Source organism: Leifsonia sp. AG29, from assembly GCF_009765225.1.
In the GTDB taxonomy this organism is placed as follows: domain Bacteria; phylum Actinomycetota; class Actinomycetes; order Actinomycetales; family Microbacteriaceae; genus Leifsonia.
The window spans coordinates 1,123,134-1,138,859 of the sequence record NZ_VMSF01000001.1 but is presented as its reverse complement, the minus strand read 5'-3'; the positions used below and the strand labels follow the sequence as shown (position 1 = coordinate 1,138,859).

The following is a 15,726-nucleotide window of genomic DNA, read 5'->3' as shown; positions in this document are numbered from 1 at the left end:
GTTGCTGGGAGGCCCGCATCAGACGAGCTCATCCACGTCCTTCCTTCCCAGCCGGTAGCGGGACAGCGGGAGAAGGCTCGCGACGACGATGGCCGCCGGCACCACGCTGAAGCTCAGCACGATCCCGACCACCGCGCTCGGGGGCTGGGTGCCGGTCACGGCGGGCGACCCGGCCGCCATCCGCGCCACGTAGCCGGACACCCCCAGGACAATGGCGAGCACCGTCGCTCCGAGCGCCATGCCCGTCGTCTCACCGGCCGTCCACATGCCGCCGAAGGTGCCGGCGCGTCCCGGTCCGTTGCGCCGCGCGTCGGACGAGATGACGTCCGGCAACATCGCCATCGGCAGCGACTGCATCCCCGCGTAGGCGGCGCCCGCGACGGCGACCGGCAGGTAGAGCCATGCGCCCGGAGCCCAGGCCAGACCGAGCATCGAGAGGGCGGCGGCGCCGAAGAGCGACGTCGCGATCCGGAATCCGCGCTCCTTCCCGATGCGCCGGGCGACCACGCCCCAGACCGGCGTCACCACGAGAGCCGGGGCGATGAGCGCGATGAACAGCAGGGTGACCGCATCTTCCGATCGGAGCACCCAGGTCGCCACGTAATCGGCCGCCGCGAGCATCATGCCCGTCGCAACGCCCTGCAGCAGGAAGGTGAGGAGGAGCGCCCGGAACGGCCGGCTGTCGCGCAGGGCGCGCACCCCTGCGGCGTAGTTCTCCCGCAGCGTCGGGATGATGCCTGCGGCCGGCGACGCCTCCCCTCCCGACACCCGCCGCGGGGCTGCGAAGGCCGAGACGAGCATGCCGGCACCGATGACCGCACCGGCGACGACCGCCATCAGCAGGTATCCCGAGAAGCCGCTGCCGCCTCCGAGCTGACGCAGGGCGGGTCCGCCCGCTCCGAACAGGAGGATCGCGAAGGTGAGAACGACGACCCGCCAGGTCAGCAGTCTCGTCCGCTCGTCGTAACGGTCGGCGAGCTCGGCCGGGAGGGCGATGTACGGCACCTGGAAGAAGCTGAAAGCCGTCGCCGTGAGGAGGAACGCCAGCAGCACCCAGACCGCGGCGGCGGCAGGAGGGGTGCCGGTCGGCACGGTGAAGGTCAGGACGAAGAGGACCGGGAGGGTCGCAGCGCCCAGCACCATGAGCGGGCGGCGGGATCCGCGGGACGCGAGCATGCGGTCGCTCCGCGCCCCGATCACGGGGTCGATGATCACATCCCAGATCTTCGCGACCGTGACCACCGCGCCGCCGACGATCGCCGCCACCCCGAGCGTGTCGGTGAGGTAGTAGACGAGGACGAGGCCAGGCAACGTCGCGAAACCGCCCGTTCCGAGCGACCCCACGGCGTACCGCGCGACGGTCGCGCGCGTGAGCCGCTGCTCGGTTGCGATCATGTCGGCAGCGTACCGGGACACCGCATCCCTCGAGCGTGAGGCTCAGAAGCGGACGCGCCGGCCGCCGCGGACGGGTCAGGTGGATTCGCTGTCGAACGGAGGCACGGCCCCGGCCGGAAGCGGCATCTTGCGAGCCGCATAGGCCGACTGGGTCACCGGCTTGATGGCCCCCGCCGGCGCCGCGCCGTCGTCGAGGAGCGCCTCCCGGATGATCCGCCGGGGGTCGTACTGACGGGGGTCCAGCTTCTTCCAGTCGACGTCGTCGAACTCGGGGCCCATCTCGTCGCGCATGCGGTCCTTGGCGCCGTTCGCGAAGTCGCGGAGCGAACGGGTGAGCTGACCCAGCTTGGCGGCGTAGGTCGGCAGACGCTCGGGCCCCAGGAGGAACGCCGCGATGACAGCCACGATCAGCAGCTTGTCGAAGGTGAGCCCGAACACCCTTCCAGGGTAACCCGGCGCTGCCTCCGCGGATGCCGGGGCGCCTCCCCGTATCCTGAGAGGCAGATCGACGGGAGAGCTGTGTCAGACAAGGACTCGAACTGGAGGTTCGCCGACGACGTGGTCGTCGAGAGCGAGGTGATCGCGAGAGCCCGGCAGCAGTCGCTCGAACTGGGCGTCGAGCCGATCTCGCCGGCGACGGGCGCGCAGGTCGCCGTCGTCGTCGCGGCGACCGCGGCGGCGAACATCGTCGAGATCGGGACGGGGGTCGGCGTCTCCGGCCTGTGGCTCCTGACCGGCGGCACGCGCGCGCAGCTCACCTCCATCGACGCCGAGGTCGAGAACCAGCAGCACGCCCGGGCCTTCTTCACCGAGGCCGGGATACCCGCCAACCGGGTGCGGCTCATCCCGGGGCGGGCGCTCGACGTGCTCCCCCGCATGAACGAGAACTCCTACGACATCGTCTTCATCGACGCCGACCCGCAGTCGGTCATCGAGTACGTCGAGCACGGCCTGCGCCTCGTCCGGCCGGGTGGCACGGTGCTCGTGGCGCGCGCTCTGTGGCGCGGGCGCGTCTCCGACCCGGCGGCGCGCGACGAGGTCGCGACGGGCTTCCGGACTCTCATCACCGAGACCGCCGGCTCGGGCGCGGTGATCAGTGCGCTCTCCCTCGCCGGCGAGGGTCTCCTCCAGATCACGAAGCTCGCTCCCTGAAGCCGCCGCCGACCGCGGCGGGGCAAGGAAAAGGCCCCGATCGCTCGGGGCCTTCTTCCGTTCACGGTGTCGACTAGGAGGCGCTCACGACAGCCGCGAGCGCGTCGTGGAGTTCCTTGGCTTCCGCATCGTTGACGGAGACGACGAGACGCCCCCCGCCCTCGAGCGGAACCCGCACGATGATGAGCCGTCCCTCCTTCACAGCCTCCATCGGCCCGTCCCCGGTCCTCGGCTTCATGGCCGCCATGCAAGCTCCCCTTTCGTGGATGTCCTTCCATTATCGGTCATCGCCGCCGGGGTGGGGAAATCGACCGTTCTCTTTCGAGGCGCCTCAGGCCGTGATCGGGGGTCGCCCGATCACGGCGGCGTCCAGTCGGATCCGTCGACGGCCCAGCAGATGGCGATCCACCCGACCTGGAGAGCGACGAAGAGGAGCAGCATCGCCGTCCGGTACACGCGGCTCCGCGGGAGGGCGATCGCCCCGAGCAGCGGGAAGAGGGGCATGAGGAGGCGGAACGTGCTCGACTGCGGGAAGAACACGGCGAACAGGTAGACGGAGTAGGCGGCGACCCAGAACCGGAGATCGACCCCCAGCCGCCGTACCGGGGGCGAGAAGAGCAGGACCGCGAACACCGCAACGAGGAGCAGGAGCGCGATGACGCCGATCCAGCCCGGCACGCCGAGCATCACATCCGCCCACCAGGTCGCGCCCTGGAACCAGGGGCTGAACGGCACGAGGTGCGTGTAGCCGATGTACGGCGCGCGCCAGGCGAGCTCGGTGTCGGTGTAGGCGCTCCACGACCCGGTGGCGATGCCGGCGATCGCCGGCCACGCGAGGCCCGCCAGGCCGCTGAAGATCGTCAGTCCGACGCTCAGCGCCCGCTCCCGAGCGGGGAAGGGATCATCGCGCCGCCGGACCCACCGGTGGACCACGTGCATCGCGAGCGCCAGGGCGAATGCGAGGCCGCTCGGACGGGTGAAGCCCATGACCAGGACGACCGGGAACAGCCACGCGTAGCGTCGCTGGACCAGCAGGAGCAGCGCTGTGGCGAGCAGGAGGAGGTACATCGACTCCGCGTAGGCCAGCTGGAACAGAGGCGACACGGGCGCGAAGCAGAACAGCGCCACAGCGAACAGCGTGGTCGACTCGTCCAGCCCGACCCTGCGGAGCAGGCGGTGGAACACCAGCGCCGCTCCGGCACCGCACACCACCGAGACGAGCACCGACGCGACCGGCCACGGCAGACGCGTGACGAACATGACGGCATCGACGACGCCCGGGTACCCGGGGAGGAACGCCCACGCGTTCTCCGTGACGTGGATCCCGTCGGTCGACGGCAGCGTCGCCGGGTACCCCGCCACCGCGACGATGTTGTACCAGAGCCCGTCCCAGATGGTCGCGAACGAGAAGTAGTCGGGGTGCGGCCCGGTCCACGGGTTGCGACCCTGGACGGCTGCGAAGAGGAGCAGGATGACCGTCGTGACGACGCGCGCGCCGGCGTAGATCGCGAGGACCCGGACCCACCAGTGCGACCACGCCCGCTCCAGCGGACGGAGGGGCCGCTCGTCGAGGGCCGCCGCCTCAGCGGGCGCCGGAACCGGTGAGCCAGGCACGGAGACCGGCCTCCACGGCGACGATCTGCTCGACGTCGACCCGCTCGTCGTCGGCGTGGGCCTTCAGCGGGTCGCCCGGGCCGTAGTTGACGGCCGGGATGCCGAGCGCGCTGAACCGGGCGACGTCGGTCCAGCCGTACTTGGGCTTCGCCACGCCGCCGACGGCCGCCACGAACTCCTGCGCGAGCGGCGCGTCGAGCCCGGGACGGGCCCCGTCGGCACGGTCCACCACGGTGATCTCGTAGTCGCCGAACAGCTCGTGCATGTGCCGGATCGCCTCGTCGGAGCTCCGCGAGGGCGCGAACCGGTAGTTGATGTGGACCATGCACTCGTCGGGGATGATATTGCCCGCGACGCCGCCCGTGATCCCGACCGCGTTGAGCCCCTCCCGGTAGACGAGCCCGTCGACCTCGACCTCGCGCGGCTGGTACGCGGCCAGGATGTCGAGGATCGGCGCGGCCTTGTGGATGGCGTTGTCGCCCACCCAGCCGCGGGCCGAGTGCGCGCGCAGGCCGTACGTGCGCACCTCCACCCGCAGGTTGCCGTTGCAGCCGCCCTCGACCACCCCGTTGCTCGGCTCGCCGAGGATGCCGAAGTCGCCGACGAACAGGTCGGGACGGTTCCGAGCCAGCCGGCCGAGACCGTTGAGCTCGGCGTTCACCTCCTCGTGGTCGTACCACATCCACGTGACGTCGACGGAGGGATCCGTGAGCTCGGCGGCCAGCTTCAGCTGCACCGCCACGCCCGCCTTCATGTCGACGGTGCCCCGGCCCCAGAGGTAGCGCACGCCGCCCTCCTCCACGAACCGCGTCGGGAGGTTGCGGTTGAGCGGGACCGTGTCGATGTGCCCGGCGATGAGCGCGCGACGGTCGCGCCCGAGAGCCGTGCGCGCGACGATCGCGTCGCCGTCGCGGATGAGCTCGAGGTGGGGCAGGCCGGACAGCGCCGCCTCGATCTCGTCGGCGAGGGTCTTCTCGTCGCCGGACACGGATTCGATGTCGCAGATCTGCCGGGTGATGTCGATGGAGCCGGCGCTGAGGTCGAGAGGCACGCTACTAATCTAGAGCCATGCCCTCTGACGCTTCCGCCCGATCCGCCGTGAATCGGACTCACGTCGACCCGCACCGGAAGGCCTGGGGCTACGGCCTCGCCACCGTCTCGGGTGACGGCACGGTCCTCGACACCTGGTTCCCGGAGCCCGCCCTCGGCGGTCTCCCCGCCGGCCGCGACCGCTGGATCGCCCCGGCCGAGTTCGAGGAGCTCGCCGTCGCCGACGAGCGACGGAACGTCCGCATCGACATCGTCACGGTCGAGATCGACCTCGACGCTCCCCCGGCGTCGACGCCCGACGCGTACCTGCGCCTCCACCTCCTGTCCCACCTCCTGGTCCGCCCGAACGAGGTGAACCTCGACGGCGTGTTCGCGCATCTCCCGATCGTGGCGTGGACCAACGCCGGGCCGGTGCACCCCGCCGACCTCGACCGGCTGCGGCCGCGCCTCCAGCGCGCCGGCATCCACGTCACCGGGATCGACAAGTTCCCCCGCCTCCTCGACTACGTCACGCCCGACCGGGTACGGATCGCCGACGCGTCGCGGGTCCGGCTCGGGGCTCACCTCGCGCCCGGCACGACCGTCATGCACGAGGGGTTCGTGAACTTCAACGCCGGCACGCTCGGCAGCTCGATGGTGGAGGGCCGCATCTCGCAGGGCGTGGTCGTGGGCGACGGCTCGGACATCGGAGGCGGCGCCTCCATCATGGGCACCCTCTCGGGCGGTGGCACGCAGCGCGTCGCCATCGGCGAGCGGGCGCTGCTGGGCGCCAACTCCGGCATCGGCATCTCGATCGGCGACGACACGGTGGTCGAGGCCGGACTCTACGTGACCGCGGGCACCAAGGTCGTGCTCGTCGACGAGCCCGTGACCGCCGAGGGCCGGCCGCAGACGGTCAAGGCCGTCGAGCTGTCGGGGGTGCCGGGGCTGCTGTTCCGCCGCAACTCGGTGACGGGCGCGGTCGAGGTGCTGCGCCGCGCCGGCTCGGGCGTCGAACTCAACGCCGCTCTGCACGCCTGAGCGCCGCCGCCCGGAACGCGCCGGGCGGCGGCGTTGCGGCTCACACCATCGCGATGACGGAGGCCGGGTCCGAGAGGATGCGCCCGAGGTCCGCGAGGAAGCGCGAGGCCTGTTCGCCGTCCACGATGCGGTGGTCGAACGACAGGGCGAGCGTCATCACGTCGCGGAGGGCGATGGCGCCGTCGTGCTCCCAGGGCTGGCGACGGGTGGCGCCCAGGGCGAGGATCGCCGCCTCGCCCGGGGTGAGGAGGGGCGTCCCCGCGTCGACGCCGAAGACGCCGACGTTCGTGATCGTCATCGTCCCGCCGGTGAGCGCCGACGGTGCGGTACGCCCGGCCCGCGCCGTTTCGGCGAGCTCCCGGATGGCGACGGCGAGGTCCGCGAGGCTCAGGCTCTGCGCGTCGCGGACGACGGGCACGAGCAGGCCGCGCGGCGTCGCGGCCGCGATGCCGAGGTGCACGCGCCGGTACTGCACGATCTCCTGGTTCTCATCGTCCCAGCGGGAATTGAGCTCCGGCGTCCGCGCGATCGCGATGGTGCACGCCTTGCCGACCACGGCGAGCAGGCCGGGGCGCGCCTCCGAGGACGCGGGGTGCGCGCGGAGGCGGCCGATGAGCTCCATCGTCGGGGTCACGTCCACCGTCAGGAAGACCGTCGCCTGCGGAACAGCGGCCGAGCGGACCATGGCATCGGCCGTCGCCTTCCGCACCCCGCGGATCGGGATGCGGACCTCGTCGGCGGCGGAAGGCAAGGTCGCCGGAGCCGTCGCGCCTCCCGGGGAGGGGGCCGTGACAGCCGCCGGCGCGCTCGCGCGGTCGAGATCCTGCCGGGTGATGTGACCGCGCTCACCGGTCCCGCGGATCGTCGCGAGGTCGATCCCGCGTTCGCGCGCGAGCTTGCGGACCGGAGGCGCGGCGAGCGGCCGCTCCGCGGTGAGAACGGAGGCCGCCGGGGCGGTCACGGCGGCCGGAGCCGAGGAACCCGCGAGCGCGGGTTCCGGAGTCCGGTCCGGCGCCGGGCCGGACAACCCGGGGCGGGGCCGGCGGACGGGCCTCGATCCGGAGTCTGCACGGGCTCCGTAACCGACGAGCGTTGGCTCGGGCGCTTCGGCGGCCGCCGTCGCGGGGGCCGCCTCCTGCACTTCCGGGCCGCCCGCTCCGGTCGCTCCCTCCGGCGCCCCCACCTCGAAGGCGACGATCGGCTCCCCCACCGCGACCGTGACTCCCGGCTCGACATAGAGCCGCGAGACGCGCCCGTCGTAGGGCGCCGGGAGCTCGACGAGCGCTTTGGCCGTCTCGACCTCCGCGATGATCTGGTTGAGGCGCACCTCCTCGCCGACGGCGACCTTCCACGAGACCAGCTCGGACTCGGTGAGGCCCTCGCCGAGATCCGGCAGCGCGAAATCCTTGACGGCCATCAGTCCTCCGCCCCGGTCAGCGAATTGGGGCGGTCCATGGCGCGGTCCACCCCGTCGAGGATCCGGTCGAGATCCGGCAGGTGGGCTCCCTCCAGCTTCGCCGGCGGGTACGGGATGTCGTGCCCGGTGATGCGGACGGGCGCGTGCTCGAGGTGGTAGAAACAGCGCTCGGTGATGGAGGCGGAGATCTCGGCGGCGAGACCGCCGGAGAGCGCTGCCTCGTGCGTCACGACGAGCCGGCCGGTCTTCCGCACGGAGGCCGCGACCGTGTCGAGGTCGATCGGCGAGAGCGAGCGCAGGTCGATCACCTCGACCGAGACGCCGTCGTCCGCCGCCGCGACGGCGGCGTCGCGGGCGAGCTGCACGAGCCCGCCGTAGGTGACGAGGGTCACGTCGGTCCCGGGGGCGACCACCCGGGCGGTGCCCATCGGGCGCGCGTCGGCGAGCGGCGCCTCCTCGTCGACCTCGCCCTTGGCGTAGTACCGGCGCTTCGGCTCGAAGAACAGCACCGGGTCGTCGGAGGCGATCGCCTGCTGGATGAGCGTGTACGCGTCCTGGGGATCGGACGGGCTCACCACGCGGAGGCCGGCCGCGTGCGCGAAGTAGGCCTCCGGCGAATCGGAGTGGTGCTCGGCCGCGCCGGTCCCCCCGGCGAACGGCACACGGATCGTGATCGGCATCCGCACCGCGCCCCGGGTCCGGTAGTGCATCCGTGCCACCTGGTTCACGATCTGGTCGAACGCGGGGTAGATGAAGCCGTCGAACTGGATCTCGACGACGGGACGGAACCCGCGGTACGCCATGCCGACCGCCGTCCCGATGATGCCGGACTCGGCGAGCGGGGAGTCCATCACGCGGCGCGGGCCGAACTCGGTCTGCAAGCCGTCCGTGACCCGGAAGACGCCACCGAGCGTGCCGATGTCCTCGCCCATGAGGACGACGTGATCGTCACCGGCGAGGGCCTTCCGCAGGCCTGCGTTGATCGCCTTGGCCATGGTCAGCGTGGTCATCGGCCGTCACCGCCCACGAAGGTGCGCAGGTAGCGGGAGTAGTGGTCGCGCTGGCGGGCGAGTCCCGTGTGGGGTTCGGCGTACACGTGGTCGAACACGGTCAGCGGGTCCGGGTCAGCGAGCGCCACGATGCCGGAACGCATCTCGGCCGCCACGTCGTCGGCCTTCTGGTGGATCGCGGCGAGGCGGTCCTGAGTGAGCGCGCCCTGGGCCGAGAGGAACGCCTCCACCCGCGATACGGGGTCCTTCCGCCCCCACTCCTCGAGCTCTGCCGGGTCGCGGTAGCGGGTCGGGTCGTCCGCGGTCGTGTGCGGGCCCATGCGGTAGGTGACCGCCTCGATGAAGGTGGGGCCGCCACCGCTGCGGGCACGGTCGAGCGCTGCGCGCGTCACGGCGAGCACCGCCACGACGTCGTTGCCGTCGACCCGGACGCTCGGGACGCCGAAGCCCGGGGCCCGGTCCGCGATCGGTCGCTGGGCCTGGAGGGAGACCGGCTCCGAGATCGCGTACTGGTTGTTCTGGCAGAAGAAGATGACCGGGGCGGCATACGTCGCGGCGAAGATCATGGCCTCCGTGACGTCGCCCTCGCTCGTGGCGCCGTCGCCGAAGTAGGCGACGGCCACGGCGTCGCTGCCGTCCGCCTGGATGCCGAGCGCGTACCCGGTGGCGTGGAGCGTCTGCGCACCGATGATCACCTGGGGCGTCGCCATGTTGATGTCGTAGGGGTTCCAGCCGGACTGGACCGTCCCCCTCCACACGCGCAGCAGGTCGACGAGGCCGGCGCCGCGGCAGTAGGCGACGCCGTGCTCGCGGTAGCTGGAGAAGACGAAGTCGTCGGAGCGCAGGGCGCGACCGGAGCCGATCTGCGCCGCCTCCTGGCCGAGCAGCGGGGGCCAGAGACCCAGCTCGCCCTGGCGCTGCAGGGCTGTCGCCTCGGCGTCGATGCGGCGGATGACGACCATGTCCTCGTAGAGGGAGAGGAGCTCCTCCGTGCCGAGGTCGGAGACCCACGCGTCGTAGCGGTCGTCGCTCCCGCGGGACCCGTCAGGGCTGAGAAGCTGCACCACGTCGAGCCCCGCGGCGCCCAGGCCGTCGAGCGCCGCCGTCATCCGGGTGTCAGGCTGATTGTCGATCGTCACGGTTCACGCAACCTTCACTCTCACGCCCGGCCGACGCGCTTGTGGCGGCGACGACCGGCTCCCGGCCTCCTTGCCGGAATTACTCGGAAGGTTACGCTCCGGCGGCAACGCGCACAACCAACGGCGTGTCGACCGTGCACGCTGCACTGTCGCCGCGTGTCGCGACCTGCTATCTTTCACACCATGCGCACCCTCGACAGCACCGATCGCCGCATCCTCGTGGCGCTCGCCGACGACCCCCGCTCGACCAACGTGTCGCTCGCCGACCGGCTGGGCCTCAGCCGCAACACGGTCCAGGCGCGGGTCGCCGAACTCGAGCGAAACGGCGCGTTCCTGTCGTTCGAGCGGCGCATCTCGGCCCGAGCGGCCGGGTACCCGCTGGCCGCCTTCGTCACAGTGCACGTTCAGCAGCAGAAGCTCTCGGCGATCGTCGAGCACCTCACGGGCATTCCCGAGATCGTGCAGGCGCACGGGCTGTCCGGCCCCTCCGACCTGCTCCTCCGCGTCGTCTGCACGGACGCCGAGGATCTCTTTCGCATCACCGGCGAGATCCAGTCCATCGACGGCGTGGAGCGGGCCGAGACCTCGCTCGACATGGGCGAACTGATCCCCTACCGGTTGCGGCCGCTGCTCAGCCGCGACGCCTGACCCCGCCGCACATTCGTCACGAATGTGGCGATAGCCCGCCCCATTCGCAACATTCGTCACGAATGTGGCGCTAGCTCCCACCATTCGAGGCATTCGCGACATTCGTCACGAATGAGCGGCGGCGGGAAGGGGCCGCGGGAACGGCGAAGGCCGCGCAGGCTGGGCCTGCGCGGCCTTCGTGACGGAGCGAGAGCTTACGCCTCGGCCGGAGCCTCCACGGGAGCCTCGGCCGGCGCACCCTCGGCGGGCGCGGCCTCGTCGGCGATCACCGGGGCGAGCGACAGCTTTCCGCGGTCGTCGATCTTGGTGATCTCGACGAGGATCTTCTGCCCGACGCCGAGCACGTCCTCCACGTTCTCCACGCGCTTACCACCGGCGAGCTTGCGGACCTCGGAGATGTGCAGCAGGCCGTCCTTGCCGGGGAGCAGCGACACGAACGCGCCGAACGCGGCGATCTTGACGACGGTTCCGAGGAACTGCTCGCCGACCTCCGGGTTGGTGGGGTTCGCGATCGCGTTGACCTGGGCGCGGGCGGCCTCGGCCGACGGGCCGTCGGTGGCGCCGATGTAGACGGTGCCGTCCTCCTCGATGGAGATCTCGGCGCCGGTCTCGTCCTGGATGGCGTTGATCGTCTTGCCCTTCGGGCCGATCAGCTCGCCGATCTTGTCGACCGGGATCTGGACCGAGATCACGCGGGGCGCGGTCGGGGCCATCTCGTCCGGGCGGTCGATCGCCGCGTTGAGCACGCTCAGGATCGTCGTGCGGGCGTCCTTCGCCTGCTTCAGCGCGCCGGCCAGGACCGACGACGGGATGCCGTCGAGCTTGGTGTCGAGCTGGATGGCGGTGACGAACTCGCTCGTGCCGGCGACCTTGAAGTCCATGTCGCCGAGCGCGTCCTCGGCGCCCAGGATGTCGGTGAGCGCCGCGTAGCGGGTCTCACCGTCGACGACGTCGGAGATGAGGCCCATGGCGATGCCGGCGACCGGAGCGCGCAGCGGCACACCGGCGTTCAGCAGCGACAGGGTGGAGGCGCAGACGGAGCCCATCGAGGTCGAGCCGTTGGAACCGAGCGCCTCGGACACCTGACGGATCGCGTACGGGAACTCGTCGCGGCTCGGCAGCACCGGCACGAGGGCGCGCTCGGCGAGGAAGCCGTGCCCGATCTCGCGACGCTTCGGCGACCCGACGCGGCCGGTCTCACCGGTCGAGTAGGGCGGGAAGTTGTAGTGGTGCAGGTAGCGCTTCTTCGTGACGGGCGACAGCGAGTCGATCTGCTGCTCCATCTTGAGCATGTTCAGCGTGGTGACGCCCAGGATCTGGGTCTCGCCGCGCTGGAAGATGGCCGAGCCGTGGACGCGCGGGATGACCTGCACCTCGGCGTCGAGCGGACGGATGTCCGTCAGCCCGCGACCGTCGATGCGGATGCCCTCGCGCAGCACGCGGCCGCGCATGACGACCTTCGACACCGACTTGTACGCCGCGGAGAACTGGTCGAGGGTCTCGGCCGGCAGGACGCCCGCCTCCACCTTCTCGATGATCGCGGTCTTGACGCGCTCCTTGAGGGCGTCGTCGGCGTTCTGGCGCTCGATCTTGTCGGCGATCTGGTAGACGTTCACGAGCTCGTCGTAGGCGAGGCCGGCGACGTTGTCGTAGGTCTCCTGCGAGTAGGGCAGGAACACCGGGTAGTCGGCGATCGCCTTAGCGGACTGCTGCGCGAGCACGTTCTGCGCGCCGACGAGTTCGCGGATGAACGGCTTCGCCGCCTCCAGGCCCTGCGCGACGATGTCCTCGTTCGGCTTGACCGCACCGCCCTGGATGAGGTTCCAGCTGTTCTCGGTGGCCTCGGCCTCGACCATCATGATCGCGACGTCGCCCTCGGAGCCGTCCTCGTTGGTCAGCACGCGGCCGGCGACGACGAGGTCGAACACGGCCTCCTCGAGCTGCGAGGCCTTCGGGAAGGCGATCCACTGGTCCTCGTGGGTGCCGTTGCCGGGGATGAGCGCGAGGCGCACACCGGCGATCGGGCCCGAGAACGGCAGACCGGAGATCTGCGTGGAGGCGCTGGCGGCGTTGATGGCGAGAGCGTCGTAGAACTCGTCCGGAGCGATGCTCAGGACGGTGATGACGATCTGCACCTCGTTGCGGAGGCCCTCGACGAACGACGGGCGCAGCGGCCGGTCGATCAGACGGCAGACCAGGATCGCCTCGGTGGAGGGGCGGCCCTCGCGCCGGAAGAACGAGCCGGGGATCTTGCCGGCGGCGTACGAGCGCTCCTCGACGTCGACGGTCAGCGGGAAGAAGTCGAAGTTGTCCTTCGGGTGCTTGCTGGCGCTGGTGGCGCTCAGCAGCATGGTCTCCTCGTCGAGGTAGGCGGCGACGGCGCCCTGCGCCTGCTGGGCGAGGCGTCCGGTCTCGAACCGGACGGTGCGGGTGCCGAAGCGGCCGTTGTCGAGGACGGCTTCGGCGAATTTGATCTCAGGACCTTCCAAGAGGTCTGTCTCCTTTGTTTAACGTCGCCGACCCGTGTGGTCGCGACTTCATCCAAGGAGCAGGAACAGGCAGTTCGACACGTGTGTGTACGCGGCAACCCAAGCGGGTGCGTGGGCCGGGCCCGTCTGGCCATCAGTAGAAATACACGGTTGCGCGCTCTCGCCGCATCCGGATACCACCACCGAGGACCAGCTCCTGCCGGCCTGCTCCGGGTTCCTTCTCAGTATTGAGTTGGAGGGTCGGCGCACGGCCGACCAGTCCGATCCTACCAGGTGCACGCTCGCCGAGGGGCAGGCGCGACGGCTGGACCTCTCTATGCTGGCGCACATGAGCACCGCGTTCCGCATCCCGATGTCCGGGCGCTCCACCGACGAGGATCACCGGGTCTCGAGTCCGCTCGAGCTCCTCTTCGACCTGACCTTCGTCGTCGCGATCGCCCAGGTCGCGGCGCAGCTCGCCCACGCCGGTGAGCAGGGCCACCTCCTCGAGAAGCTCTGGCCGTACCTGATGGTCTTCTTCGCGATCTGGTGGGCCTGGATGAACTTCACGTGGTTCGCCTCCGCGTACGACACCGACGACGTGCCGTACCGCCTCATGACGATGCTCCAGATGGGCGGCGTCCTGGTGCTGGCCGCCGGCGTGCCCGACGCGTTCGAGGAGCAGAGCTTCACGGCGATCATCGTCGGGTACCTCGTCATGCGGCTCGCGCTGGTCGGGCAATGGCTGCGAGCCGCGGCCGAGCATCGCGACGGGCGGAGGACCGCGCTCCGCTACGCCGGAGGCGTCGCCGCCGTCCAGGTGCTCTGGGTGGCGTGGGGGTTCGTCCCCGCGAGCGTCGCCGTCTGGTTCTTCCCGCTCGGCGTGCTGCTCGAGCTCCTGGTTCCCGTCTGGGCCGAGCGGCCCGGGATGACCTCCTGGCACGCGCATCACATCGCCGAGCGCTACGGTCTCTTCACGATCATCGTGCTCGGCGAGTCCGTCTCGGCGAGCGCGATCGGCGTGCAGGGGGCGCTGGCCGCCCACGGCGTGTCGGCGTCACTCGTGTGGATCGCGGCGGCGGGGCTGGTGCTGCTGTTCGCCCTGTGGTGGCTCTACTTCCTGGAGCCTGCCGCCGAGGGCCTCCGCTCGAAGCGCGAGCGCGCGTTCTTCTGGGGCTACGGCCACTACTTCGTGTTCTCGTCGCTCGCCGCCCTCGGCGCGGGACTGGAGGTGGCGGTCCAGCTGGGCGGCGCGCACAGCGGCGGGTCCACGGACACGGCAGCCGGGTACGCCATCGCGATCCCGGTGGCGGTGTTCCTCCTGTGCCTGTACGTCCTGCACGCTCCGCTCGTACCGGAGGTCGTGATCCGGCCCCTGAAGACGGCGGCCGCGCTGGTGCTCACGCTGCTGCTGCCGCTCGCCTCCTCGCTCATCGGGCTGGTCGGCGTGACGCTCGGCATCGCTGCCGTCGCGGCGGCACTCGTCGCCGCGACCCTGTGGGACCGGGCGCGCGCGACGAGGAGGGACGAGCGGGCACGGACCCCCGCGGCCCCGTGAACGACGACAGGGCCGCCGCCCGGGATTCCGGGGCGGCGGCCCTGTGAAGAAGATCGCGGTGTCGATCGACGACGGCGACCCGTCGCGTTATCGACGCAGGCCGAGGCGCTCGATGAGCGAGCGGTAGCGGTTGATGTCGATGTCGGCGAGGTAGCCGAGCAGGCGGCGGCGCTGACCGACCAGCAGCAGGAGGCCACGACGCGAGTGGTGGTCGTGCTTGTGCTCCTTGAGGTGCTCGGTGAGGTCCTTGATCCGCTTGGTCAGGATGGCGACCTGGACCTCGGGGGATCCGGTGTCACCGGGGTGGGTCGCGTACTCTTCGATGATCGCCTTCTTGATGTCTGCATCCAGTGCCATAGAGGGGATCCCCTTCCTTCTCGTTGCGCGGTGCCCGGGGCCTGATGCCTGGGCTCTCTTTCTCCGCGGCCGTTCGACGGCAACCTGAAGAGTCTACCAGACCGGGTGCGTCGCCGACGCCGTCAGGCCGGCTCGGGCTCGGGCTCGAGGAGGGCCACGGTGGCGCCCTGCGGGTCCACGATCTCGGCCCAGCGTCCGACCCCCGCGGCGGCGGTCGGCTCGGTGCGCAGCGTCCCTCCCAGCTCGGTCGCCCGGACGACGGTCGCGTCGAGGTCGGCGACGTTCAGATAGACCAGCCAGTGGGCCGGCTCCGACCCGTCCGAGCGGTAGGCACCGGCGACGCTGCGGTCGGCGACGTCGAAGAGCCCGTACGGCTCGTCCGCGACGCGCATCTCGCTCGCTCCGACGCCGAGCACCGCCTCGTAGAACGGGAACACCGACTCGATGTCCGGCGCGACGAGCTCCAGCCAGTCGACCGCCCCCGGCTCGTCGCGCAGCCAGGAGGACGCGGCGTGCGACTGCCACAGCCCGAGGACGGCGCCGGCCGGATCGGCGACGATCGACAGCGTCACACCGGGGATGAGCTCGCCCGGCGGGAGGAGGACCGCTCCCCCGGCGCCCAGGACGGCGTCCGCCGCGGCCGCGATGTCGTCGACGGCGAAGTACGTCGTCCACCGCGGTCGCTCCCCCTCGGGAAGCGGTCCGATCGCGCTGACCGGGACGCCCCGGCGGGTCGCGAGCGCGTAGCCGTTCGTGTCCGCGGCGGGGGGTTCCACCTCCCAGTCGAACAGCGCGCGGTAGAACGCGGCGGCCCCCGCAGGATCGGAGCTCTGCAGGTCGACCCAGATGGGCGAGCCGTGCGGGAAGGAGGATTCGATGGGCATGGGCTCACGGTACT

At 71.1% G+C, this 15,726-nt stretch carries 15 protein-coding genes; 4 read left to right on the top strand and 11 right to left on the bottom strand.

What is annotated here, in order from left to right; genetic code table 11:
* Positions 1-18: 18 nt before the first annotated feature.
* Together FPT20_RS05540 and FPT20_RS05535 are read right to left on the bottom strand one after the other, a co-directional pair.
* Positions 19-1,395, bottom strand: coding sequence for an MFS transporter (locus tag FPT20_RS05540; protein WP_158863369.1), 1,377 nt, complete (start codon positions 1,393-1,395; stop codon positions 19-21).
* 75 nt (positions 1,396-1,470) lie between these two features.
* Positions 1,471-1,833 (bottom strand): twin-arginine translocase TatA/TatE family subunit, encoded by a 363-nt coding sequence (locus FPT20_RS05535; RefSeq protein WP_158863367.1) that lies wholly within the window; start codon positions 1,831-1,833, stop codon positions 1,471-1,473.
* An 81-nt stretch (positions 1,834-1,914) separates the two neighbouring features.
* Here FPT20_RS05535 and FPT20_RS05530 point away from each other — a divergent pair, with 81 nt between their 5' ends.
* The gene (locus FPT20_RS05530) at positions 1,915-2,547 is read left to right on the top strand and encodes an O-methyltransferase (RefSeq protein WP_158863365.1); all 633 of its coding nucleotides are present in this window, start codon (positions 1,915-1,917) and stop codon (positions 2,545-2,547) included.
* Between the two features lie 73 nt (positions 2,548-2,620).
* Here the strand turns inward: FPT20_RS05530 and FPT20_RS05525 are convergent, their stop codons facing one another.
* From FPT20_RS05525 to dapE, 3 genes are all read right to left on the bottom strand, one after another.
* The gene (locus tag FPT20_RS05525; protein WP_158863363.1) at positions 2,621-2,794 is read right to left on the bottom strand and encodes a DUF3117 domain-containing protein; all 174 of its coding nucleotides are present in this window, start codon (positions 2,792-2,794) and stop codon (positions 2,621-2,623) included.
* A 110-nt stretch (positions 2,795-2,904) separates the two neighbouring features.
* Positions 2,905-4,161, bottom strand: coding sequence for a hypothetical protein (locus FPT20_RS05520; protein WP_158863361.1), 1,257 nt, complete (start codon positions 4,159-4,161; stop codon positions 2,905-2,907).
* Positions 4,130-5,212 carry a succinyl-diaminopimelate desuccinylase gene (dapE, locus tag FPT20_RS05515; protein ID WP_158863359.1) on the bottom strand — a complete coding sequence of 361 codons (1,083 nt, stop codon included), beginning with the start codon at positions 5,210-5,212 and terminating at the stop codon, positions 4,130-4,132. The genes FPT20_RS05520 and dapE overlap by 32 nt, the downstream gene beginning before the upstream one ends.
* Positions 5,213-5,229: 17 nt before the next feature.
* On the opposite strand from dapE, the gene dapD reads away from it, so the two are divergent.
* Positions 5,230-6,231: a 2,3,4,5-tetrahydropyridine-2,6-dicarboxylate N-succinyltransferase gene (gene dapD / locus FPT20_RS05510; RefSeq protein WP_158863357.1), complete on the top strand. Its 1,002-nt coding sequence runs from the start codon at positions 5,230-5,232 to the stop codon at positions 6,229-6,231.
* Between the two features lie 40 nt (positions 6,232-6,271).
* Here dapD and FPT20_RS05505 read toward each other — a convergent pair whose 3' ends face one another.
* From FPT20_RS05505 to pdhA, 3 genes are read right to left on the bottom strand one after another with little or no spacing between them, the layout of a single operon-like run.
* Entirely contained in the window at positions 6,272-7,648 is a 1,377-nt protein-coding gene (locus FPT20_RS05505; RefSeq protein ID WP_158863355.1) for a dihydrolipoamide acetyltransferase family protein, read from the bottom strand.
* A complete protein-coding gene (locus FPT20_RS05500; protein WP_158863354.1) occupies positions 7,648-8,658 on the bottom strand; it encodes an alpha-ketoacid dehydrogenase subunit beta in 1,011 nt (336 codons plus the stop codon). Before FPT20_RS05500 ends, FPT20_RS05505 begins: the two co-directional genes overlap by 1 nt.
* Entirely contained in the window at positions 8,655-9,767 is a 1,113-nt protein-coding gene (pdhA, locus tag FPT20_RS05495) for a pyruvate dehydrogenase (acetyl-transferring) E1 component subunit alpha (protein WP_158867855.1), read from the bottom strand. Before pdhA ends, FPT20_RS05500 begins: the two co-directional genes overlap by 4 nt.
* 213 nt (positions 9,768-9,980) lie before the next feature.
* Between pdhA and FPT20_RS05490 the strand changes: the two genes are divergently transcribed.
* On the top strand, positions 9,981-10,445 hold the full coding sequence (locus FPT20_RS05490) for an Lrp/AsnC family transcriptional regulator (RefSeq protein ID WP_158863351.1): 465 nt from the start codon (positions 9,981-9,983) through the stop codon (positions 10,443-10,445).
* Positions 10,446-10,639: 194 nt separating this feature from the next.
* Here FPT20_RS05490 and FPT20_RS05485 read toward each other — a convergent pair whose 3' ends face one another.
* Positions 10,640-12,934, bottom strand: a complete 2,295-nt coding sequence (locus tag FPT20_RS05485) for a polyribonucleotide nucleotidyltransferase (RefSeq protein ID WP_158863349.1) — start codon at positions 12,932-12,934, stop codon at positions 10,640-10,642.
* Positions 12,935-13,262: 328 nt separating this feature from the next.
* Between FPT20_RS05485 and FPT20_RS05480 the strand changes: the two genes are divergently transcribed.
* A complete protein-coding gene (locus tag FPT20_RS05480; RefSeq protein WP_233265398.1) occupies positions 13,263-14,471 on the top strand; it encodes a low temperature requirement protein A in 1,209 nt (402 codons plus the stop codon).
* Between the two features lie 87 nt (positions 14,472-14,558).
* Here the strand turns inward: FPT20_RS05480 and rpsO are convergent, their stop codons facing one another.
* Both rpsO and FPT20_RS05470 read right to left on the bottom strand, forming a co-directional pair.
* Complete coding sequence (gene rpsO, locus FPT20_RS05475) at positions 14,559-14,828, bottom strand: 30S ribosomal protein S15 (RefSeq protein ID WP_158863345.1); 270 nt, start codon at positions 14,826-14,828, stop codon at positions 14,559-14,561.
* A 122-nt stretch (positions 14,829-14,950) separates the two neighbouring features.
* Entirely contained in the window at positions 14,951-15,712 is a 762-nt protein-coding gene (locus tag FPT20_RS05470) for a VOC family protein (protein WP_158863344.1), read from the bottom strand.
* Positions 15,713-15,726: the final 14 nt, after the last annotated feature.

Excerpts from the sequence above, each read along its gene's own strand:
- FPT20_RS05470 (WP_158863344.1), bottom strand. The coding sequence starts at position 15,712 with ATGCCCATCGAATCCTCCTTCCCGCACGGCTCGCCCATCTGGGTCGAC.
- FPT20_RS05525 (WP_158863363.1), bottom strand. The coding sequence starts at position 2,794 with ATGGCGGCCATGAAGCCGAGGACCGGGGACGGGCCGATGGAGGCTGTG.
- FPT20_RS05505 (WP_158863355.1), bottom strand. The coding sequence starts at position 7,648 with ATGGCCGTCAAGGATTTCGCGCTGCCGGATCTCGGCGAGGGCCTCACC.
- FPT20_RS05540 (WP_158863369.1), bottom strand. The coding sequence starts at position 1,395 with ATGATCGCAACCGAGCAGCGGCTCACGCGCGCGACCGTCGCGCGGTAC.
- FPT20_RS05490 (WP_158863351.1), top strand. The coding sequence starts at position 9,981 with ATGCGCACCCTCGACAGCACCGATCGCCGCATCCTCGTGGCGCTCGCC.
- dapD (WP_158863357.1), top strand. The coding sequence starts at position 5,230 with ATGCCCTCTGACGCTTCCGCCCGATCCGCCGTGAATCGGACTCACGTC.
- rpsO (WP_158863345.1), bottom strand. The coding sequence starts at position 14,828 with ATGGCACTGGATGCAGACATCAAGAAGGCGATCATCGAAGAGTACGCG.
- FPT20_RS05500 (WP_158863354.1), bottom strand. The coding sequence starts at position 8,658 with ATGACCACGCTGACCATGGCCAAGGCGATCAACGCAGGCCTGCGGAAG.
- FPT20_RS05480 (WP_233265398.1), top strand. The coding sequence starts at position 13,263 with ATGAGCACCGCGTTCCGCATCCCGATGTCCGGGCGCTCCACCGACGAG.
- pdhA (WP_158867855.1), bottom strand. The coding sequence starts at position 9,767 with ATGACGGCGGCGCTCGACGGCCTGGGCGCCGCGGGGCTCGACGTGGTG.